Origin of the sequence: Bacillus sp. FJAT-47783, from assembly GCF_022808615.1 — a bacterium.
Lineage (GTDB): Bacteria > Bacillota > Bacilli > Bacillales > Aeribacillaceae > Bacillus_BZ.
Map to the genome: position 1 here is coordinate 58,152 of NZ_JAKZKS010000008.1, position 21,675 is coordinate 79,826.

The window sequence follows — 21,675 nt, forward strand, 5'->3', positions numbered from 1 at the left end:
TTTGGAATAAAAATTCCATCTCCTGCCCATAATGAATGACAAACAGATTTGAAGTGAGGGGTCAAAGATGTTGTTTCTTCATGATGTATGGGTAAATTGGTTTGAAGGTGAAGAAAATGGGTACAATGTCTGCCATTTTCATGAATGGCGTAAGGATGACAGTGTGGAACTGCTAGATCAAGTACCATTATTAAAAGTTGAATCGGCCTTATTTGATTTTATTGAAAATGATTTGCGCGACTTGCCACAACAGCTTTTAAAAGATGTTTATCAAAAATCATATTGCCGAAAAAATCATGAGCGCATTCAGCTTGACTACTGTTTTGTCGTGACAGATGGGTATGGTATTTTGGCAGTTGATACAATTGGTTATACGATTCCGATTCGAAAAAGCAGGCTTATACCAAGACAAGAACAGCTCGTTTACGAAATGATTAAAGATGTTGAAGCCGAACAGTATGATTTTTATCCATCGTCCATTCAATTAGAAAGGGATTACCATATTTTATCGTTGAATCCAAAGTTTATGAGTGGACTTACGAGAAAGGAAAGACAGTTAAAGCAGCTTTTATTTATGGCGCTTGACCAGCTACAATCAACGAGAAATTCATCAGAAATTAAATATTGGTACACAGAATGGAATCCTCATATGTACGAGCAAATCCAACATTTAAGCTTCGAAGAAATATGGGACAAGCTTTATAATGAAACCATTCATGGTTGGTCAGCTAAACATTTACATTTATGTGAAGGGCTAATAAAAGGGCAGCCTTTTTTTGAAAGGTTATGGGAGATGGAGCATGAATCAAAAGTAAATTAATGTAGCAAAGAAAAAACGAAGGCAAAATCGACTGCCTTCGTTTTTTAATGTTGGATCTCGATCGAAACTATCCTCTAAGTTTGTTCATTATATTGTTGAGTTCGGTATCGTGCCTGCCAGTTTTAGAACTTAGAAATTCGATATCTATTTTCACACTTTTTAACTCGTCAGAAACAATTCCGAAAACTTCCCGATGATTATCTAGTTTATCATTCGTATATTTGAAATGACTGCGAAGCTCAGATGAAAGACGATCAACTTTTGTTTCGATACGTCCTTGACCTTGTTTTAATCCCGTTACATCTTGTTTTAAAACAGAAACATCTTGCTTTAAATCCGTCATACCTTGTTTTAGTCTTTGATTTCGTTTAATATTTGTTTTAAGGTTTCCTCCATTATACTCAACTCCACGTTCTATTAAGTTTAGTATAACATACAAGCATTTCTTTTCAGTTCATAATTCTAAACCTTAAAACATAGTGCCTGTTATTTGATGTAGAGCAAGTTTAACGGCGTTTTTTTCTTCCTAATCCCATTGCGTTTTCCATCTTTTTAATCATTTTTCCGGCAACTCGGTTTGCTTTTTCTGCGCCGCGATCTAAAATGTCATCTAGTTCTTCAGCGTTTATTAATGCATGGTATCGTTGTTGGAGTGGTGCTAATGCATCTACAACAACCTCTGCAAGATCTGTTTTAAATTCGCCATATCCTTTTCCTTCGTATTTCGCTTCAAGCTCTTCAATCGATACATTTCCTAAGATGGAGTAAATGGATAATAAATTCGAAACGCCTGGTTTCTTTTCTTTATCGTAACGAACAATTCCGTCTGAATCCGTTACCGCACTTTTGATTTTCTTTTCGATTTGCTTCGGCTCATCAAGTAACGAAATGAACCCTTTTTGATTCGAATCGGACTTACTCATCTTCTTCGTCGGGTCTTGAAGGGACATAATGCGTGCGCCGACTTTTGGGATACGAACTTCAGGAATTGTAAAAATGTCATTATATTTTTTATTAAAGCGTTCCGCTAAATCGCGCGTTAATTCAAGATGTTGCTTTTGATCTTCCCCAACTGGAACAAGATCTGTATTATAAAGTAAAATGTCTGCCGCCATAAGGGGTGGGTATGTTAGTAACCCTGCAGAAACGGCTTCTTTACCGGCCGATTTGTCTTTAAATTGTGTCATTCGTTCTAATTCTCCGATATAGGCAACGCACTGTAACATCCAACCTGCTTGGGCATGTGCTGGAACTTCCGACTGGATAAAGAGCGTTGATTTTTCAGGGTCAATTCCAGCTGCGATGTAAAGTGCAGCTAGGCTTTTAATATTTTTTCGTAGCTCTAGGCGATCTTGAGGAACGGTAATTGCGTGTTGGTCGACGATGCAAAAATAGCAATTGTAGTCATCTTGAAGCTCTACAAATTGCTTCATCGCTCCAATGTAGTTCCCGAGTGTTAACGTACCACTTGGCTGAATGCCTGAGAAAATCGTTTTCAACAAAAATCACTCCTAAATTCTTTTTTGAAAATTAAGGGAAAATAAAAAAGGCCCACTCGTCCGGTTAGGGACGAATGGACCGTGGTGCCACCCTACTTAATTCTTGCATAACAAGAAATCACTCTCGTCCTTTTATCGCAAGGATTACGTCGACGCCTACTACCTTGTTCAACGCCAATGCTCGAAGTCCATTCCATGTCGGGCAATGTTTGCTCACACCAACCGCAAACTCTCTGATAATGCTTACGCCATGTACTATTCTTCTTCATCGCACGATTATATAACCATTGTGCTTAAAGGGTACAATAAAAAAAAATAATTTGCAAGTCGATCATTTTTCAGTATAATAAGTTTGTGACTTTTTAAAATTGATTGAAAATACTAACTTTAGATTATTTTGTCGAATGGTGGCAGTATACAAAAATAATATTTTTACTTGCAATAAATTTTTTAACTATTTATAATAAACGTAACAAACAAAATCTTAACGGTTTTGTAACAAATAATTTACATACGGCCAATATTACAACGAAAAGATGGATTAAAGAAATTGTCCGTAACGGGGTGAAAACGCTATCATTTATTCATTTGACATTTGTCAAAGCAGTAATGATTATAGCGTTTATTGTCGGAAATTTCTTCATCTTTTTTTAATTTAATATTTTGCAAGAATATTAGTCAGAAAACTTGTAATATTTGGCGTTATGGTTTTGCAAAATCGTTAATGCTGTTTGTTCATACCAAATATTTAAGGGGGTAACACTAATGAAGAAAAGACTTTCTGTATTATTTAGTCTTGTTCTTGTTCTCAGTCTTTTCTTAACTGCTTGTGCTGGCGGCGGTAATGACGAAGGTGCAGGTGGAGAAGATGACAAAAAAGAAGACGTGAAACAAGAGCTTCGTGTTAACATTCGAACAGAGCCGTTCTCTTTACATCCAGGTTTAGCGAACGATTCTACATCTGGTACAGTATTACGCCAAACATTTGAAGGATTAACACGAATTAACCCAGATGGTGAGCCGGAAATGGCTGCTGCAGAAGATGTTGAGATTTCTGAAGATTTAACTAAATATACGTTTAAACTTCGTGATGCAAAGTGGACAAACGGTGACCCGGTAACAGCGCAAGATTTCGAATATGCGTGGAAATGGGCATTAGATCCGGAACATGAATCACAATATGCTTATCAGCTATACTACATCAAAGGTGCAGAGGCTTATAATACAGGAAAAGGCTCAGTTGATGATGTAGGCGTAAAAGCGGTTGACGAAAAAACATTAGAAGTAACTTTAGAAAACCCAACTCCATATTTCTTAGAGTTAACAGCGTTCTACACGTATTTACCAGTAAATAAAAACGTTGCAGAAGCAAATGACAAATGGTACACAGACGCTGGTGATACTTATATAACAAACGGTCCATTCAAAATGACTGAATGGTCTCATAATGACAAAATTGTTTTAGAGAAAAATGCAGACTACTGGGATGCAGATAAAGTTAAGTTAGAAAAAATCGACATGTTTATGATTAACGATTCTAATACAGAATTGTCCATGTTCCAAAGCGGTGAACTTGACTGGGCAGGAAGCCCAATTGGAGAACTTCCAACAGAAGCTCTTCCAAAATTAAAAGATGAGGGTACATTAGAAGTTCAAGCAATTGCGGGTACGTACTGGTACAAATTTAATACTGAAAATGAGTTCTTAAAATCGAAGAGCTTACGTAAAGCATTAGCTTACGCAATTGACCGTAAGTCGATTGTTGAAAAAGTAACACAAGGTGGACAAATTCCTGCGATGGCAGCAGTCCCACCATCCATGTTCCCTGAAAATGAAAAAGGATATTTTAAAGACAACGATGTAGAAGAAGCAAAGAAACTTCTTGACGAAGCAGTAAAAGAGCTTGGCTTAAATGGTCCTGAAGATATTAAGTTAACTCTTTCTTACAACACTTTGGAATCTCATGCGAAGATTGCACAAGCAATCCAAGACATGTGGAAGAAAAACCTTGGCATTAGTGTCGAGTTAGACAACGCTGAGTGGAATGTTTACATCGATAAGCTTCACCAAGGAAATTATGATATTGGCCGTATGGGTTGGTTAGGTGATTTTAACGATGCAATTAACTTCCTAGAGCTTTACCGTGATAAAAATGGCGGTAATAACGATACGTTCTGGGAGCATCCTGAGTTCAAAAAATTATTAATTGACTCCCAAAGTGAAGCAGATGCTGACAAACGTATTCAAATGTTAAAAGATGCAGAAAAAATCTTAATGGATGAAATGCCAATTGCACCAATTTATTTCTACACAAATACTTGGGTTAAGAAAGATAACCTGAAAGACGTGTACGTATCTGGTCTTGGTGATGCACAATTCAAGTGGGCTTACTTTGAATAAAAAGTAAACGCTTTTTGAAAGAAAGGTATATGGCTCCGTCCATATACCTCTCTTTTCTGAATAGGACGATATTGTTAAATTATGGAGGTGTTTTCGATGCTGAAATATATCGGGAAACGAATTTTGTTCATGCTTTTATCCCTCTACTTAATCATTACTGCAACATTCTTCTTAATGCGTGCCGCTCCTGGTGGACCGTTCTCTGGAGAAAAAAAGCTTCCACCCGAAATTGAAGCAAACTTAAACGCATATTATGGATTAGATCAACCGTGGTATATCCAATATTTTGATTACTTAGTTTCGATCGTACAATGGGATTTCGGTCCTTCCTTCAAATATAAAGGCCAAACGGTAAACGATTTAATTAATGATGGATTTCCGGTTTCATTTGTTCTCGGTATGGAATCGATCTTTTTAGCTGTTGCAATTGGTGTATTGCTTGGGGTTATTGCTGCTTTAAGACATAATAAATGGCAAGACTACACAGCGATGATATTAGCCGTAGTTGGTATTTCCGTACCAAGCTTTATCATGGCATCCGTTCTTCAATACATTTTTGCGATGAAGTTGGACTTATTTCCGGTTGCGCGCTGGGAAACATTTGCCCATACAATTTTACCGGCACTTGCCCTTGCATCAACTCCGATGGCCTTTATTGCTCGTTTAACACGTTCGAGTATGCTGGAAGTGTTAAGTAATGACTACATTAAAACAGCGAAGGCAAAAGGTTTAAGTGGTCGGGCGATTACGTTTAAGCATACGATTCGCAATGCGTTGCTTCCAGTTGTTTCGTATATGGGGCCGCTAACGGCAGGAATTTTAACAGGTAGTTTCGTTATTGAGAAAATTTTTGGAATTCCAGGGTTAGGTTCACACTTCGTATTAAGTATTACAAATCGTGACTACACAACGATTATGGGTGTAACGGTGTTCTATAGTATTTTACTATTAGTTTCGATTCTCCTCGTGGACCTAGCGTACGGATTAATCGACCCGCGTATTAAACTAGCTGGCGGCAAGAAAGGGGAGTAATAGACGATGCAAGAGATTTCAAAAGATTTATTCCAACCTCAAACAGTCGACGTAAGTGAAGCGGAAAAAATCTCAAAGCCAAGTATTTCTTATTGGAAAGATGTCTCAATTCGCTTCCGTAAAAATAAATTAGCCTTATTCGGTGTTGTTCTTTTAGTCATTCTCATCTTTATGGCGCTTTTTGGGCCATATATGACACCTTATGATTATGAAACGAACGATTTAATCAATGCGAATCAGCCGCCATCAGCTGAGCATTGGTTCGGCACGGATGAGCTTGGGCGTGATGTGTTTACGAGAACATGGAATGGTGCACGTATTTCGTTATTCATTGGAATAGCAGCCGCTGTTATTGATTTCGTTATCGGAATTATTTGGGGTGGTATTTCTGGTTATCGTGGTGGCCGTACGGACGAAGTGATGATGCGAATTGCTGACATTCTCTGGGCAGTTCCTTACCTTCTGCTTGTCATTTTATTAATGGTTGTATTGGGACAAGGTCTTACAACGATGATTATCGCAATGTCTATAACAGGCTGGATTAATATGGCACGTATTGTTCGCGGGCAAGTTTTACAGTTAAAATCTCAAGAGTACGTTTTAGCTGCGCAAACATTAGGGGCAAGTACCTCTCGCATTATGTCGAAACATTTAATTCCAAATACGATGGGACCTATTTTAGTTACGATGACATTAACGATTCCATCAGCGATCTTTACAGAAGCATTTTTAAGTTACTTAGGTTTAGGGGTACCTGCTCCTTTAGCAAGTTGGGGAACGATGGCATCTGAAGGAGTACCGGCCCTGCAATATTATCCATGGAGACTTTTCTTCCCAGCAACTTTTATCTGTTTAACAATCTTTGCATTTAACGTGGTCGGTGACGGTCTTCGTGACGCATTAGATCCAAGATTACGTAAGTAGGGGTGAGAACGATGGAAAAATTATTAGAAGTAAAAGATTTAGAAGTCTCATTCCGTACCTATGCCGGTGAGGTGCAAGCTGTTCGCGGTGTGTCGTTTGATTTATATAAAGGGGAAACACTTGCAATCGTTGGTGAGTCCGGATCAGGAAAAAGTGTGACTTCACAATCTATTATGAGATTAATTCCAATGCCTCCTGGAGAGTTTAAGAACGGACAAATTCTCCTTGAAGGTGAAGATATTATTAAGAAATCGGATAAAGAAATGGAGAAAATTCGCGGGAAAGATATCGGAATGATCTTCCAAGATCCGATGACTTCTTTAAATCCGACCATGCGTATCGGTATGCAAATTATGGAAGGGTTAATAAAGCACCAAAATATGTCAAAAGCAGCTGCGAAAGATCGGGCGATTGAATTGCTTCGACTCGTTGGAATTCCGATGCCAGAAAAACGTGTAAACCAATATCCACATGAGTTTTCAGGTGGTATGCGTCAACGTGCGATGATCGCGATTTCGTTAGCTTGTAATCCGAAGCTGTTAATTGCCGATGAGCCGACAACGGCTTTAGACGTTACGATTCAAGCGCAAATTCTTGAATTGATGAAAGATCTTCAAAAGAAAATGGAGACATCGATTATTTTCATTACGCATGACCTTGGTGTTGTGGCGAATGTGGCAGATCGCGTTGCGGTTATGTATGCCGGAAAAATTGTTGAAATTGGGACGGTGGATGAAATTTTCTATAATCCGAAGCATCCGTATACGTGGGGATTATTAGCATCCATGCCAAGCTTAGATAATGACGATAAGTCAGAGCTAGCAGCGATTCCAGGTTCACCACCTGATTTGACAAATCCGCCTAAAGGAGATGCTTTTGCACCTCGTAATCCATATGCGATGAAAATTGATTTTGAACAAGAACCACCAATGTTCAAAATATCAGATACGCACTATGCAGCTACATGGTTATTACACCCAAATGCTCCAGAAGTAGAGCCGCCAGAATCGGTAAAAATGCGGATGAAACAATTTGGTGCTGCTAGGGGGGGACAATAATGGCGGAAAGAGAAAAGCTGTTAGAAATTAAAGATTTACAACAACATTTTAACGTTGGAAAAGAAAATGTTGTAAAAGCAGTAGATGGTCTGACGTTTGACATTTATAAAGGTGAAACACTTGGTCTTGTTGGTGAGTCTGGCTGTGGGAAGTCAACGACTGGACGTACGATTATCCGTTTGTATAATGCAACAGGTGGCCAAGTTCTCTTTAAAGGAGAAAATGTCCATGGAAAAAAATCACGTGCGGAAATGAAAAAGTTTAACCGGAAAATGCAAATGATTTTCCAAGATCCGTATGCATCGTTAAACCCGCGTATGACAGTAGCGGACATCATTGCAGAAGGCATTGATATTCACGGGTTAGCGAAAAATAAAGAAGAGCGCATGCAAAGGGTATATGAGTTATTAGAAACAGTCGGTTTAAATCGTGAACATGCGAACCGTTATCCGCACGAATTCTCAGGTGGACAGCGTCAACGTATCGGGATCGCACGTGCATTAGCCGTTGAGCCGGAATTTATCATCGCCGATGAACCGATTTCTGCTCTTGACGTTTCGATCCAAGCACAAGTTGTCAACTTAATGAAAAAGCTTCAGCGTGAAAAAGGGTTAACGTACTTATTTATCGCGCATGATTTATCAATGGTTAAATATATTAGTGACCGCATCGCTGTGATGTACTTCGGAAAAATGGTCGAGCTTGCAGATAGTGAGGAGCTGTATCGAAATCCAATTCATCCTTATACGAAATCTTTATTATCTGCGATTCCTCTTCCGGATCCAGCTACGGAACGTTCGCGAAAGCGGATTGTGTATGATCCATCTCAACATACGTATAAACCTGGTGAAGAACCAGAGTTTCGTGAAGTGAAGCCTGGTCACTGGGTGATGTGTTCGGAAGAAGAGTTTAAGCAATATCAAAAGCAATATCAATAAAGAAAAACGATCTCGACTTGTCGAGATCGTTTTTCTTTTTAATAGGACGACACCGTTAAATGATGGAGTACAGTGTTAAATATATTATAGTGCAATAAAGCGTAAAAGTCTATATATTTTTATGAAAATTTCAAACAATTTTAATAATTGTTAGCAACTTGTACATAAAATAAAGTAGGTTCATTTACACTTCTTAAGAAAGGGGATACGGTTTATAATAAAAAGAGGTGAAAAAGCAGGGACGACAGAATGAAAAGAGGGGGATGTATGACTAAAAAGATCGTTGGAATCAGCTTAGCATTCGTATTTTTGTTATTCACATTTATTAATAGTACGTCTTATGCTACATCATTAAATTCAGAGAAACTTTATGTACGAAGTTCGGATATTCGTGAAAAAAAGATACCGGAAATAGTGCCTAGGTTTCAATATCAGTCAGGCTTTCATTTTGAATATCCAGATGCTGTTCGTGGAATATATGTAACGGGACATTCAGCAGGAGGGAGCAAATTAAATGATTTGATTCACCTCATTGACAATTCAGAGCTAAATGCTATGGTTATAGATATTAAAGACGATCATGGAAATGTGACATACCAACCAGATCCATCTTCACCATACTATGATGTTAGCCAACCGTACATAAAAGACCCTAAGAAGTTATTGAAAAAGCTTGAAGAAAAAAACATTTACCCAATTGCTCGTATTGTCGTTTTTAAGGATACAGTATTAGCAAATAAGAAACAGGAATGGTCTTTTAAAAATGGTGGATCAGTGTGGAAAAATGGGCGTGGCGAATCATTTGTGAACCCATTTTTAAAAGAGGTATGGGAATATAATACGAACATCGCCATCGAAGCAGCAAAGCTTGGCTTTCAAGAAATCCAATTCGATTACGTCCGTTTCCCTGAAGGATTCGAAAAACGTGATAATGCTTTACAATACAAAATGGGTGACTATGCAAATTTAGAGATTGATAATGTGCAAAAACGAGTTGAAGCTGTTACGGATTTTGTTGCTTTTGCGAAGGAACAATTAAAACCTTATGGTGTGAAAATGTCTGTTGATATTTTCGGATATACAGCAACATTACCGGAAGCGCCAGGAATTGGCCAAAATTTCAGCAAAATATCCGAGCACGTCGATGTAATTTCATCCATGATTTACCCATCCCACTGGACATCTTACTTTGGAATCGCAAAACCCGACTTACAGCCGTATGAATTAGTAACAGAGTATGCAAAAGTTGAAAATCAAAAGCTAGATAAACTAGAAAGCCGTCCCATTTCAAGACCGTGGATTCAAGATTTTACAGCCTCATGGCTTGGAAGTGGGAATTATAAATCGTACGGAAAAGCGGAAGTTGAAGCACAAATAAAAGCATTAAATGAGCAGGGCATTCGCGAATTTTTACTTTGGAATGCCGGAAATTCCTATACACAAAATGTTGATTATACACCGTAATCTTTGTTCAAGCACCTGCGTCAAATACGTAGGTGTTTTTTATATCCGTTAAGCATTTCTTGTCAAGATTTTATTATTCGTTATAATGAAAATTAAGAAAATTATTAAAAGGGGGGATTGAGTGATTGAAAGGTCTATTATTCAAACAAAATTAATTCCGCCCCAACTTAAAGAAACGTGTATCGTACGGCCCGCATTAATGAAGAAACTAGCGAATATGAAAACATATCCACTAACCATTATTCATTCAGGTCCAGGGTATGGGAAAAGTACGGCTCTGGCTTCATTTTTAAAAGGTGAGAATACAAAGAATTGTTGGTATACCATTTCTAAGCAAGATGATAATTTCTTACCGTTCCTTTCACATATGATTTATTCAATTCGAACACTTATTCCGGATTTTGGATCAAGCATTTTACAAGAATTAGGCCAAGAAGCATTTCAATATTATGATGAAAATATTGATTTTCTATGTGCTACGTTTATTAATGAGCTTAGCAAGTATGAGGAAGAGTTTCTGTTTATTGTAGATGATTTTCATCTGATTGAACATTCAGATGCCATTACTAAATGGATGCAAATGTTTATCAACTATAAACCCCAAAACCTTCATTTTGTGATTTCTGGAAGAATCCGTCCATCTTGGCACATACTTGAGACGATGAAAGTAAAAGGAGATATTTTGGAAATAACAGAGAAAGATTTATCCTTTTCGAAGGAGGAAATTGACGTATTATTTTCTGATTATTATCGACTTCCCATCGATTTGGAAATGGTTGGGCAAATATATGAAATGACAGAAGGATGGATCATTGCCGTTCAAATGATTTGGCAACAAATGAAAACAGAACCTCATTATTCTTTTTTGAAAATTAAGTCGGTATCTATGGATGAGCTTTTCCGCTTTCTAGCTATGGAAGTGTTTTCAAAGCAACCAGAGAGTGTCCGAGATTTTTTAGAGCGAACATGTGTGTTTGAAGAGTTTTCTGAATCCATTTGTAATCTATGGTTTTCACAAGCGTATACGAGGCGAATTTTAGAGCATCTCATGAAGCAAAATTTATTTATTATGCCAATCGGAGAAGGGCAATACCGGTACCATTCTTTGTTCAAGGAATTTCTCCAATCACAATTTAGCCAAAAGATAGAGGTGTATCACCACACACATCGAAAAGCGGCAAATTATTATCTTTATATCCAAGATTATGAAAAAGCATTGTTTCATTTGTTAGAAATAAAAAATGACGAACGAACGGCAGAAATTCTTCAAAAATATGGGATGACCCTACTCGAAGATGGGAAAATGGAGACGCTATTAAAAGTGATTGATATAATTCCAGAAAGTATAAAAAACAAGTACTATATGATTTGGTTTTATGAAGGAGAAATTTATCGATATCGTTGTCATTACGAAAAAGCGATTCGTTGTTATCGAAAAGTGGAAAAACTTGCAGAAAAGGATCAGGATAAATTGAGGATGAGCTTAGGCGTTGAAGGACAAGCGAGAGTATATCTTGATACGGTACAACCTATTAAAGCTGATCCACTATTAAGAAAATCCGTTTCATTATTAAAATCTTCAACAACAAATAGTCAGGAAAGAGAGATGTCTCTTTATTTACTCGTGGCAGAAAATTTGTTAAATATGGGAAATGCTCTTGATGCGGAAGATTGGTATTTACAAAGTCAATCTATGGGGATCAGTTCAAAATATGAATTAAAAATGGTTGAATTGAAAGCACGTCTTTATTTAAGAACTGGACGACTAAAACAGGCGAAAGAAGTAGTTAAAAAATATCGAGAAAAACATGAATATCATGCATCCTTATCCAGTGCCCATCGAACGGTTGATATTTTACTATCTGTCATTTCTGCCTACATGGGAGAAGCTGAAGAGGCGAAAAAATTTGCACAATCTGGAATCCTTCAAGGTGCGAAATGGAAAGCTCCGTTTGTAGAGGCTTGTGGGTGGATGAGGATCGGACACGCAGTCCAATTAAATCCAAGTTATGAAAAGGAGATGTCGGTGAAGTGTTATGAAACAGCGATGTCCATAATGGATGAAATTCATATATCACGTGGAAAAGCGGAAGCATGGATGGGATTATGTTTGTTATATGGAAAAAAAGGATTTTATGATTTAGCGTTAGAATGCGGGAAGAAAGCACTTACGGAAACGGAAAAAGCGAAGGACGCATGGCTATCAAGTTATATTCGTCTTTCTCTTGGAATTGCCGCCTATTATCATGATGATAACGAAGAAGCAGAGCATTATTTCCAACAATGCTATAGACTTTTTCAAAGTTGTCATTGTCAATACGGACTAATGCTAGCCTGTTTTTGGTTGTCGCTCATCGCTTTTCAAGAAAAGAAAGAAAAATCGTTCGGCTTTTTCTTTCAACAATGGTTACAGCATGTTCATGAACAAAATTATCATTTTTTTATTGAAAGAAAAATATTATTTGGGCCAAATGACTCTCGAAAAATGATTCCGATGTTAATAAAAGCTAAAAATGAAGGAATTGAAATACACCTTGCGAACCAACTTCTTGAATGGTTAGGCATGAAAGACATTTCGTTTCACCCTGGCTATACATTAAAGGTTCAAACGCTAGGAGATTTTAAAGTATTTTTAGGAGAAAAAGAGGTTAAAGGAGGGGAATGGAAAAGAGAGAAGGCAAAGGAATTGTTTCAATTATTAATAACATTTCGAGATCGTTTGCTTCTTAGGAATACAATTCTTTCCTTGCTTTGGGGAGAAAATGATGAATTAACAGCAGAAAGAGATTTTAAAGTAGCCTTAAATGCACTTAATAAAGTGATAGAACCAAATCGAAAAGCAAGGTCTGACCCGTATTTTATTGAAAGGCGAGGGTTATCGTATGGATTGAATAGCAATGCGAATATTGAAATTGATAAGGTTGAATTTCAAAAATTAACGGAAAAAGGATTGAATGTAAAAGACCGTAATCAAGCGATAGACATTTTAAACAAAGCGCTAACGTTATATAAAGGAGATTATTTACCAGATCGCGCCTATGACGATTGGTGTCTTGAAGAGAGAGAAAGGTTGCAACTATTATTTTTAAGAGGAGCAGAACGGCTTGCCCAATTAAACGTTGAAAAAGAACAGTTTGATGAGACTATTCATTGGTGCTCACAAATTTTAGCAATAGACAGTTGCTGGGAAGAAGCATATCGGCTTTTAATGTATTGCTATTATCGAAAAAATAACCGAGCTTATGCAGTAAAGTTGTACGAGAAATGTCGTAATCAATTACAAAAAGAACTAGGTGTGGAACCTTTGGAAAGTACAAAGCAAATGCTGAAAATGATTAAGGAAGTCAATTTTATTACATGAATCAATGGAGGTTGTCCTTTTTAGGAGAGCCTCTTTTTTTGTTTAAATTCGCTAAAAAAACGTGACGCACTAAAGGCAAAAAGCGCTTTTTCGTCGTGAGATCGGCGCTTCCGCTTTTCTTGTAACTGGATTGTAACTATTGTCTTTCATAATAAAGCAAAACCATTCTTTTAAAAAGGGGGAATGAAAAGTGAAAAGAAAAATGAAAGTTTCTAAATTGTTGAGTATGATTGTCATTTCCGCGCTTGTCATTTTATCAGCTTGCAACGCTGAATCAACTGGAAGTAATGAAGACAACGACGAAAAAGAAGTGATTAAAATTGGGGTTCTTGCATCAGTGACTGGAGCTCTTGAGGCATATGGAAAACAAACGATTAATGGGTTTGAACTAGGAATTGACTACGCAACAGATGGGACAAAAGAAATCGCAGGGAAAAAGATCGAAGTAATTATTGAAGATACAGAGACAAAACCCGATACCGCAGTAAAAAAGGCAACAAAACTATTAGAAGATGATGGAGTTGATATTCTTGTAGGATCAAGCTCATCAGGAGATACACTAGCTGTATTGCCACTTGCAGAAGAATATGAAAAAGTGATGGTCGTCGAACCAGCTGTTGCTGATAGTATTACAGGAGAGAATTGGAATGAATATATTTTCCGTACGGCAAGAAATTCTTCACAAGATGCCATTGCAGGTGCACAGGCGATTGCAAAAGAAGGGGTTAAAATCGCAACACTTGCACCAGACTATGCATTTGGTCGCGATGGGGTGAGTGCATTTAAAAATGCAGCAGAAGAACTTGGGGCTAACATAGTGCTTGAAGAATATGCTGACCCACAAGCTGTAGACTTTACATCAAATATTCAAAGAATTATCGAAGCAAAACCAGACTATTTATTTGTGATTTGGGCAGGCGCCAATTCTCCTTGGAAACAGCTTGCTGATATGAAAGTAAACGAAAAAGGAATTAAAATCTCGACGGGCGTTCCTGATATTGCCGCATTAAAAGCAATGGGAGACATTGTAGGAATGGAAGGGTTTACCGTGTATCATCACACACTTCCAAACAATCAAATCAATGACTGGCTTGTAGAGGAACATAAAAAACGGTTTAACGGTCAAGTACCTGACTTATTTACGCCTGGAGGTATGACAGCGGCGATTGCTATTGTTGAGGCTCTTAAAAAGACAGAAGGGGATGCGAATGGAGATGCGCTTATCGAAGTGATGGAAGGAATGTCATTCGACTCTCCGAAAGGAAAAGTGACTTTTCGAAAAGAAGATCATCAAGCGTTACAAACATTATATGCTGTAAAACTAGAGGAAAAAGAAGGATTTGACTATCCGGTTCCAGTGTTAATAAGAGAACTTACGCCAGAGGAAACAAAACCACCAATTATGAATTAATCATTAGTCAATATGGGACTGATCTAATATTCCATGCAGCACATAGGTTAGTCCCTGTTTCTTTTGACTTACCGAAAATATGAAAAAGTGGGTGAAAAAGTGGAAGCAATTTTAGAGACAAATGAATTAACGATCCAGTTTGGGGGCCATGTAGCCGTGGAGCATGTCAATGTCAAAGTGGAACGAAACCAATTAATGTCGATCATCGGCCCAAATGGAGCTGGAAAAACAACCTTTTTTAATTTATTAAGCGGGCAGTTAAAGCCGACATCTGGCCAAGTGTTTTTCAATGGGAACGATATTACCCATTTATCCCCTACTATTCGGACAAGAATTGGAATCGGTCGTTCTTTTCAAATTACCAATGTTTTTCCTAACTTGACTTGTTTTGAAAATGTTCGTCTTGCTGCACAATCAAAAGCGAGAATTTTTTTTAATAGTTTTTCCCATGTAAGAAGATTCAAGGAAATCGATAAAAAAGCATACGAATGGCTAAAGCTCGTTCTTCTTGAGGAAAAAGCAGATGAAATGGCAATAAATCTTGCCCACGGGGAAAAGAGGAAGCTAGAAATTGCTATGCTACTTGCTCTTGAAACTGAACTTCTCCTTTTAGATGAGCCGACAGCGGGAATGTCTTTAGAAGAAGTGCCGAAAATACTTGAAGTCATTAAAAAAATCAAAAATGAAGGAAACAGAACAATCCTTCTAATTGAACATAAAATCGATATGATCCTTGATGTATCCGATCGTGTCATCGTTCTTTTTAACGGAAAGTTACTGGCTGATGGGAGACCTGAAGAGATTATTGAAAATGAACAAGTTCAATCTGCATACTTAGGAGGAATGTACAATGACGCTTCTTAAGGTCGAAGAAATTCATACGTTTATCCAACAATACCATATTATTCAAGGGATTTCGTTTGAAGTAAAAAAAGGCGAAGTTACGGTTCTCCTTGGACGGAATGGGGCAGGAAAAACAACAACATTGCGCTCTATTATGGGATTAAACCCTATTAGCAAAGGTTCAATCCATTATAAAAATGAACCAATTAGTACTTTAGAAACGCATCAAATCGCCAATAAGGGAATTGGTTATGTACCAGAGGATCAAGGGATTTTCGGAGGTTTAACGGTTGAAGAAAATTTAAAAGTCGCCATGAGAAAAAACGACGAAAAAACGTTTGCACGGCTTGAATACGTTCTAGAACTCTTTCCTGACTTAAAAAAATTTTGGCATAAAAAAGGCGGTTACTTAAGCGGAGGACAAAAACAAATGCTTGCGATTGCAAGGGCCTATATGAATGATAATGAATTAATCTTGATAGATGAACCAAGTAAGGGGTTGGCCCCAATCATGGTAGAAAAGGTTATGGATTCGATCATCCAAATGAAAGAAAAAACAACCGTTGTCTTAGTGGAACAAAACTTTCTCATGGCTAGTACTATAGGAAATCGCTTTTACATTTTAGATGATGGTCGGATAGTTTATAACGGACTAATGGAGGAATTAAAAGAGAACGAAGAAATGCGAAAGCAGTATTTAGGTATTGCGTAAATGGTGTAGATGGGCAAAATGAAGAAAAATTGGCTAAATCTAAAAAAAAGAGGGGGATCATGTGGAAGCTTTTATTAATATACTCGTAAATGGTTTAGCTACAGGGATGTTAATTTTTCTGCTTGCTGCTGGTCTAAGCTTAATATTTGGATTGATGGACGTTCTTAACTTTGCTCACGGAGGATTATTTCTATGGGGAGCCTATGTAGGGATTTGGGTTTATCAATTAATGGATAGCTTTTTTCTAGGGATTTTAGCTGCCATTTGTGCGGGAGCCATTCTTGGCTATTTGTTGGAACGTTTTATTATCGTTCCGGTTTACGGTAATCATATTCAACAAATTTTAATTACTCTTGGAGCCATGCTTGTATTAGGTGAATTAGTGAAAGTATTTTGGGGACCGAACCAAATTCTCGCCAAGCCACCGGGATATTTAGCTGGAAGCTGGCAACTAGGGGAATTTGTCTTTATTAAATATCGACTATTTATCATTATGATCGGAATCATTGTGTTTTTCGTATTGTTGTTTTTATTAAATAAAACGAAGATTGGCTTAATCGTTCGAGCAGGTGTTATGAATAAGGAAATGATCCAAGCATTAGGAATTAATATTCGAAAAGTGTTTTTATTTGTATTTATATTAGGAGCATCAATGGCTGGTCTTAGCGGCATGTTACTTGGACCGTATTCAGGGGTTATTTATTCAGAAATAGGCTTAGAGTATGGTATTCTCGCCTTTATTGTTGTCATTATTGGCGGTATGGGGAGCGTGCTTGGTTCCGCAATCGCTTCTGTCCTTGTAGGTATTTTAGGTGCGTTTGCAGCTTATTACGTACCTGAAATTTCCGTTGCGGTGAATATGTTATTAATGCTTCTTATTCTTTTGTTTAAGCCTTCAGGATTAATCGAAAGCAAGGAGGCTATCTAAATGAGGCTATCAAAATTTCAATTGCTTCTCATGATTGGCTGTATCTTTCTTATTTTTCTCCCCTTTTTCAACGATTCTAGAACTGTCTTAATATTACTCAGTCAAATTTTTATCTTTGCAGTATTTGCGATGAGTTATGATTTGCTCCTTGGGTACACAGGTGTTGTATCGTTTGGACATGCAATGTTTTTTGGTATCGGTGCATATTCGGTAGCCATTTTAATGAAAAAAATGGATGAACCAACGATTAGCGGTATTTTTCTAGCCGTTATCATTACGATCATTTTGTCAGCGATTGTTAGCTTTTTAGTAGGGATGTTGACCCTTCGGTTAAAAAGTCATTACTTTGCCATGCTCACGCTTGCTGTTGCTGGTTTATTGATGATTATTGCTGAAAAGTGGCGTTGGTTAACGATGGGGAATGATGGATTTACTTTTCGAGTACCTGATTTGTTTCGGGATCGGTTATCTTTTTACTTTATTGCACTTGGATTTTTAATGATTGTTTATATGTTTTTACATCGATTGACAAAGTCTCCTTTAGGAAAAGTGCTTGTAGCAATTCGGGAAAATGAAGGAAGGGCAGAGTCGCTTGGATATCAAGTGTTGTATTATAAAGTAGTCGTCAATATGGTAGCTGGAATTTTTGCAGGATTGAGCGGCATTTTATATGCAATCAGTTTGAGATTTGTGAATACAACTGTGTTTTCAATCGAAATTACACTTGATGCCTTACTGATGACCATTATTGGTGGTGTCGGAACACTGTTTGGAGCGATAGTAGGAGCTGGACTTATAGAATTTGCTCAAAATGGTTTGATGGACTTAGCGAAAGTTCACTGGATTTTTGAACGTTGGATTATCTTTTTCGGCATTGTTTATATTCTAGCCGTTATGTTTTTCCCAAAAGGGATTGTCGGGACAGTGAAGCATTGGCAAAATGCTCGAACAAAAAAGCAAAAAAATAAAGAATATGCTACGAATACATCGTATAAAAAAACATTGTAGAAAAATTGAATGCGAAAATATAAAGCTTTCAAAACGGTGAAAGGAATGGAAGGCATGAAAGATAAGAAAATCAAAGTAAACGGGATTGATCTTCATGTTGTAGATTTTGGCGGACAAGGTGAAGCGATTATTTGTGTACATGGATTGACGGCAAATTGTCATTATTGGGATGCTGTGGCTGAAAGGTTAATTGATAAATACCGGGTGATTGCTGTCGATTTACGAGGGCGAGGAGACAGTGAAAAGCCAACATTTGGCTACAATGTGTTTCAACATGCGGATGACATTTTGAAAGTTATGGAATTTTTCCGTTTCGAAAAAGTTGTTTATATGGGACATTCGCTCGGGGCACTCATTGGAACCTGTTTTGCCACAAAATATCCAGAGCGGTTATCACGATTAATTCTTGTCGACGGAGGTGTTGAGGTAAATCCTGTAGTTTACGAAAAAATACGCCCAGCAATTGAACGGCTTGATATCATTTATCCAGATTTTTATACGTTTTTAAATGAAATGAAAAAAAATCCGTTTTTTGATGAATGGAATGAATATATGGAGCAATATTTTTATGCGGATGTTGAGCATCGTTCAGATGGTTCTGTCCGTTCGAAAGTAAGAAAACAGATCATTTTAGAGGAGATAAAAGCACTGAGGGAAACGGCAATAAACGTCTTTCATAAAAAAATTCAAACACCAACGTTACTTTTATGGGCACCAGATTGTTTTAAAGATGGGAAAACATTTATGGTGACAAAAGAAGAAGGGGAAAGGATGATGGCTCTCATTCCAAACAGCCAATTTGTGGAGATTCATCATGCGAATCATTATTCCATCATTTTGACAAAGTATGAACAATTTGTTGAACAAGTCAATATTTTTTTAGAATCAACAAAAATAAAAGGGTGATTAAGAGGAGGATTCCTCTTTTTCTTTTTTAGAAGGGGCTAACAAGTAGGAAACCCCTTTAAAGAAATTGGATATAAAAAAACGGCATCCATTCGGATACCGCGCCATTCGTTTTCATTTTCTACCCTCAATTTTTTTCCAACCAGTTTGCATTTTTAACGATTGATCAAGGAATTTGTTTTTTTGACGGCCAAATATGGAAGTTCCGATCCCATTAGCCATGACACCCATAGTAGCTGTAATACCGATAATAAACAGGGCAACTATCAAAAAGTCTACGAAAAAGTCCATTGTAAAACCTCCCTTGCCCAAAATGGTTGAAGATATAGAAAAGTCTGAAAAACCTCTTATCTTTATTGTAAACAATGTTTACGAAAACGGAAAGTGGGTATATATATACGTGGATAGGCTTTTTTCAAGAAATCATTACGTTGAATCTTTCCGCGTGTGACTTGAAATAAAAGAAGAATGGCGGCTGCTCTAAATTTCAACAATCATTACGAAAAGAGCCAATATATAAAAGGGAGTAGATCTATGAACTGGTACGAAAAATTAAATCAATATTTTCCGATTCAAGAAATGAAATCAAAAGAACATATGGAAGCGTTATTGCGAGAAAAAGGGGACGTCTATCATAAAGATGAAGGACCCCATCATGTTCTCATGTATGCGGAATTTGATGATTTTATTTTTATCGATTATATTTATGTATCAAAAGATGCACGAGGACAAGGAATTGGTCATAAATTACTCCAAAAATTAAAAGAAAAGCAAAAACCGATCATTTTAGAAGTTGAACCTGTTGATGAATCGGATGAAGATACAGAAAAACGATTAAAGTTTTATCAAAGAGAAAACTTCCATCATGCTCATACTATTGGGTATCGTCGAAGGTCTTTAGCAACAAATAAAATTAATGAAATGGAAATTTTGTATTGGTCACCTTCTGATGCCTCGGAAGAAGAAATATTTGAAGCGATGAAACATACGTACAATCACATTCATACTTATAAGGACAAAGAGCTATATGGAGAGTCTTATCCAGATCATGATGAAGTTTTAACACTTGAAGAAGATCGTTCGGATAATATTTTCGATGAATTAAGTTAATTGAGAATCACCTCCAAATAATTAGTACAATACCCTTCAATAACTTGTAACAATTTTAATAAAAAATTAACAAAGAACATATATGCTAACTTACTTTTTTATAGTATAATGAAAACATAGAAAATCAATAGGTCAGTCATGTCGGAAGAATTTTTATAAAGAGGAGAGTGAAAGGTTATGGTTACAATATATACTTCTCCAAGCTGTACTTCTTGTCGTAAAGCTAGATCTTGGTTAGAAGAGCATAACATTGAGTATAGAGAAAGAAATATTTTTGCTGAGCCACTTACTATTAATGAGATTAAAGAGATTCTTCGCATGACAGAAGATGGTACGGATGAAATCATATCAACAAGATCAAAAGTCTTTCAAAAGCTTAACATAGATGTCGATTCGCTACCACTTCAAGACTTATATAACATCATTCAACAACATCCAGGGCTTTTACGCCGGCCAATTATCATTGATGAGAAACGTTTACAAGTAGGATATAATGAGGACGAAATCCGTCGTTTCCTACCTCGTAAAGTTCGCACTTTCCAACTAAAAGAAGCACAACGACTAGTTAACTAAATATATGAAGCCTTCTGCTTATGTAGAGGGCTTTTTGATTTGTTCATAAAAAAGAGCGCCAAAAATGATAAACCCTGTCGTCATATAGGGCAATGAAAAGATGATTGCTGGGTCTTGAAGAAAGAAGGCGTGAAAGGTTTTGTCTGCTGCGATCATCTTACCGGCAGTAAAAGCTAATATTCCTCCACCGCCATAAATGAGTAGTGGAAAACGGTTCATGGCATGTAAAATGATGCCACTTCCCCATACGATGATCGGGATGGATATGACAAGTCCGAAAATAACGAGCAAAATATGTCCATTCGCTGCACCTGCAATGGCGATTGTGTTATCAAAACCCATGACGATATCAGCCACGACAATCGTTTGTATTGCTCTCCTTAAGGAATTGGGGCTTCTGATCGTATGACGATTATCTTCTCCTGTTAGTAATGAAAAGGCGATATATAATAAAAAGATCCCTCCGATTAGCTGAAGAAATGGAATTTGTAACAAATAAACGGCCACAATTGTTAAAATAATGCGGCAGACGACGGCTAAAATTGTTCCGAACAGGATTGCTTGACTTCGCTTTGACTCCGGAAGGTTCCGACAAGCTAATGCAATGACAATTGCGTTATCCCCACCTAAGACGAGATCAATGCCAATAATCATAAATATAGATAAAATCAACTGTTCATCCATTGAA

Annotated in this window: 20 protein-coding genes and 1 other annotated feature; of the genes, 16 read left to right on the forward strand and 4 right to left on the reverse strand. The window is 37.2% G+C overall.

The window, feature by feature from the left end; all coding sequences use genetic code 11:
* The first annotated feature begins 67 nt into the window (after positions 1-67).
* Positions 68-820 carry a YjbA family protein gene (locus MLD65_RS07930; protein ID WP_243291336.1) on the forward strand — a complete coding sequence of 251 codons (753 nt, stop codon included), beginning with the start codon at positions 68-70 and terminating at the stop codon, positions 818-820.
* Positions 821-887: 67 nt separating this feature from the next.
* Here MLD65_RS07930 and MLD65_RS07935 read toward each other — a convergent pair whose 3' ends face one another.
* Together MLD65_RS07935 and trpS are read right to left on the reverse strand one after the other, a co-directional pair.
* The gene (locus tag MLD65_RS07935) at positions 888-1,259 is read right to left on the reverse strand and encodes a hypothetical protein (RefSeq protein ID WP_243291337.1); all 372 of its coding nucleotides are present in this window, start codon (positions 1,257-1,259) and stop codon (positions 888-890) included.
* Positions 1,260-1,326: 67 nt separating this feature from the next.
* A complete protein-coding gene (gene trpS, locus MLD65_RS07940; RefSeq protein ID WP_243291338.1) occupies positions 1,327-2,322 on the reverse strand; it encodes a tryptophan--tRNA ligase in 996 nt (331 codons plus the stop codon).
* A gap of 60 nt (positions 2,323-2,382) precedes the next feature.
* Positions 2,383-2,597: a binding site (T-box leader), on the reverse strand.
* A 487-nt stretch (positions 2,598-3,084) separates the two neighbouring features.
* Between trpS and MLD65_RS07945 the strand changes: the two genes are divergently transcribed.
* From MLD65_RS07945 to MLD65_RS08005, 13 genes are all read left to right on the forward strand, one after another.
* Positions 3,085-4,719, forward strand: a complete 1,635-nt coding sequence (locus MLD65_RS07945; RefSeq protein WP_243291339.1) for a peptide ABC transporter substrate-binding protein — start codon at positions 3,085-3,087, stop codon at positions 4,717-4,719.
* A 96-nt stretch (positions 4,720-4,815) separates the two neighbouring features.
* Entirely contained in the window at positions 4,816-5,751 is a 936-nt protein-coding gene (locus tag MLD65_RS07950) for an ABC transporter permease (protein ID WP_243291340.1), read from the forward strand.
* A 6-nt stretch (positions 5,752-5,757) separates the two neighbouring features.
* Positions 5,758-6,675 carry an ABC transporter permease gene (locus MLD65_RS07955; RefSeq protein ID WP_243291341.1) on the forward strand — a complete coding sequence of 306 codons (918 nt, stop codon included), beginning with the start codon at positions 5,758-5,760 and terminating at the stop codon, positions 6,673-6,675.
* A gap of 11 nt (positions 6,676-6,686) precedes the next feature.
* The gene (locus tag MLD65_RS07960) at positions 6,687-7,733 is read left to right on the forward strand and encodes an oligopeptide/dipeptide ABC transporter ATP-binding protein (protein WP_279326003.1); all 1,047 of its coding nucleotides are present in this window, start codon (positions 6,687-6,689) and stop codon (positions 7,731-7,733) included.
* Positions 7,733-8,671, forward strand: a complete 939-nt coding sequence (locus tag MLD65_RS07965) for an ABC transporter ATP-binding protein (RefSeq protein ID WP_243291343.1) — start codon at positions 7,733-7,735, stop codon at positions 8,669-8,671. The genes MLD65_RS07960 and MLD65_RS07965 overlap by 1 nt, the downstream gene beginning before the upstream one ends.
* Positions 8,672-8,938: 267 nt before the next feature.
* Complete coding sequence (locus tag MLD65_RS07970) at positions 8,939-10,135, forward strand: putative glycoside hydrolase (RefSeq protein ID WP_243291344.1); 1,197 nt, start codon at positions 8,939-8,941, stop codon at positions 10,133-10,135.
* A gap of 121 nt (positions 10,136-10,256) precedes the next feature.
* A complete protein-coding gene (locus tag MLD65_RS18255) occupies positions 10,257-13,496 on the forward strand; it encodes a BTAD domain-containing putative transcriptional regulator (protein ID WP_243291345.1) in 3,240 nt (1,079 codons plus the stop codon).
* A 202-nt stretch (positions 13,497-13,698) separates the two neighbouring features.
* The gene (locus MLD65_RS07980) at positions 13,699-14,907 is read left to right on the forward strand and encodes an ABC transporter substrate-binding protein (protein ID WP_279326006.1); all 1,209 of its coding nucleotides are present in this window, start codon (positions 13,699-13,701) and stop codon (positions 14,905-14,907) included.
* A 99-nt stretch (positions 14,908-15,006) separates the two neighbouring features.
* Positions 15,007-15,771 carry an ABC transporter ATP-binding protein gene (locus tag MLD65_RS07985; RefSeq protein WP_243291347.1) on the forward strand — a complete coding sequence of 255 codons (765 nt, stop codon included), beginning with the start codon at positions 15,007-15,009 and terminating at the stop codon, positions 15,769-15,771.
* Entirely contained in the window at positions 15,758-16,462 is a 705-nt protein-coding gene (locus MLD65_RS07990; protein ID WP_243291348.1) for an ABC transporter ATP-binding protein, read from the forward strand. Before MLD65_RS07985 ends, MLD65_RS07990 begins: the two co-directional genes overlap by 14 nt.
* Before the next feature lie 61 nt (positions 16,463-16,523).
* Positions 16,524-17,390 carry a branched-chain amino acid ABC transporter permease gene (locus MLD65_RS07995; RefSeq protein ID WP_243291349.1) on the forward strand — a complete coding sequence of 289 codons (867 nt, stop codon included), beginning with the start codon at positions 16,524-16,526 and terminating at the stop codon, positions 17,388-17,390.
* A complete protein-coding gene (locus MLD65_RS08000; RefSeq protein WP_243291350.1) occupies positions 17,391-18,398 on the forward strand; it encodes a branched-chain amino acid ABC transporter permease in 1,008 nt (335 codons plus the stop codon).
* A 54-nt stretch (positions 18,399-18,452) separates the two neighbouring features.
* Positions 18,453-19,304, forward strand: coding sequence for an alpha/beta fold hydrolase (locus MLD65_RS08005; RefSeq protein WP_243291351.1), 852 nt, complete (start codon positions 18,453-18,455; stop codon positions 19,302-19,304).
* 114 nt (positions 19,305-19,418) lie between these two features.
* On the opposite strand, the gene MLD65_RS08010 is transcribed toward MLD65_RS08005, so the two are convergent.
* Positions 19,419-19,595: a hypothetical protein gene (locus MLD65_RS08010; protein ID WP_243291352.1), complete on the reverse strand. Its 177-nt coding sequence runs from the start codon at positions 19,593-19,595 to the stop codon at positions 19,419-19,421.
* Between the two features lie 243 nt (positions 19,596-19,838).
* Between MLD65_RS08010 and MLD65_RS08015 the strand changes: the two genes are divergently transcribed.
* Positions 19,839-20,414 carry a GNAT family N-acetyltransferase gene (locus MLD65_RS08015; RefSeq protein WP_243291353.1) on the forward strand — a complete coding sequence of 192 codons (576 nt, stop codon included), beginning with the start codon at positions 19,839-19,841 and terminating at the stop codon, positions 20,412-20,414.
* Between the two features lie 177 nt (positions 20,415-20,591).
* The gene (spxA, locus tag MLD65_RS08020) at positions 20,592-20,987 is read left to right on the forward strand and encodes a transcriptional regulator SpxA (RefSeq protein WP_243291354.1); all 396 of its coding nucleotides are present in this window, start codon (positions 20,592-20,594) and stop codon (positions 20,985-20,987) included.
* Positions 20,988-21,005: 18 nt separating this feature from the next.
* Here the strand turns inward: spxA and MLD65_RS08025 are convergent, their stop codons facing one another.
* Positions 21,006-21,671: a TerC family protein gene (locus MLD65_RS08025; RefSeq protein WP_243291355.1), complete on the reverse strand. Its 666-nt coding sequence runs from the start codon at positions 21,669-21,671 to the stop codon at positions 21,006-21,008.
* Positions 21,672-21,675 lie beyond the last annotated feature (4 nt).

What these genes read in the sequence shown, in the direction of transcription:
- MLD65_RS07930 (WP_243291336.1), top strand. Translation starts at nt 68, where the DNA reads ATGTTGTTTCTTCATGATGTATGGGTAAATTGGTTTGAAGGTGAAGAA.
- MLD65_RS07945 (WP_243291339.1), top strand. Translation starts at nt 3,085, where the DNA reads ATGAAGAAAAGACTTTCTGTATTATTTAGTCTTGTTCTTGTTCTCAGT.
- MLD65_RS07950 (WP_243291340.1), top strand. Translation starts at nt 4,816, where the DNA reads ATGCTGAAATATATCGGGAAACGAATTTTGTTCATGCTTTTATCCCTC.
- MLD65_RS07955 (WP_243291341.1), top strand. Translation starts at nt 5,758, where the DNA reads ATGCAAGAGATTTCAAAAGATTTATTCCAACCTCAAACAGTCGACGTA.
- MLD65_RS07960 (WP_279326003.1), top strand. Translation starts at nt 6,687, where the DNA reads ATGGAAAAATTATTAGAAGTAAAAGATTTAGAAGTCTCATTCCGTACC.
- MLD65_RS07965 (WP_243291343.1), top strand. Translation starts at nt 7,733, where the DNA reads ATGGCGGAAAGAGAAAAGCTGTTAGAAATTAAAGATTTACAACAACAT.
- MLD65_RS07970 (WP_243291344.1), top strand. Translation starts at nt 8,939, where the DNA reads ATGACTAAAAAGATCGTTGGAATCAGCTTAGCATTCGTATTTTTGTTA.
- MLD65_RS07980 (WP_279326006.1), top strand. Translation starts at nt 13,699, where the DNA reads ATGAAAGTTTCTAAATTGTTGAGTATGATTGTCATTTCCGCGCTTGTC.
- MLD65_RS07990 (WP_243291348.1), top strand. Translation starts at nt 15,758, where the DNA reads ATGACGCTTCTTAAGGTCGAAGAAATTCATACGTTTATCCAACAATAC.
- MLD65_RS08000 (WP_243291350.1), top strand. Translation starts at nt 17,391, where the DNA reads ATGAGGCTATCAAAATTTCAATTGCTTCTCATGATTGGCTGTATCTTT.
- MLD65_RS08005 (WP_243291351.1), top strand. Translation starts at nt 18,453, where the DNA reads ATGAAAGATAAGAAAATCAAAGTAAACGGGATTGATCTTCATGTTGTA.
- MLD65_RS08010 (WP_243291352.1), bottom strand. Translation starts at nt 19,595, where the DNA reads ATGGACTTTTTCGTAGACTTTTTGATAGTTGCCCTGTTTATTATCGGT.
- MLD65_RS08015 (WP_243291353.1), top strand. Translation starts at nt 19,839, where the DNA reads ATGAACTGGTACGAAAAATTAAATCAATATTTTCCGATTCAAGAAATG.
- spxA (WP_243291354.1), top strand. Translation starts at nt 20,592, where the DNA reads ATGGTTACAATATATACTTCTCCAAGCTGTACTTCTTGTCGTAAAGCT.
- MLD65_RS08025 (WP_243291355.1), bottom strand. Translation starts at nt 21,671, where the DNA reads ATGGATGAACAGTTGATTTTATCTATATTTATGATTATTGGCATTGAT.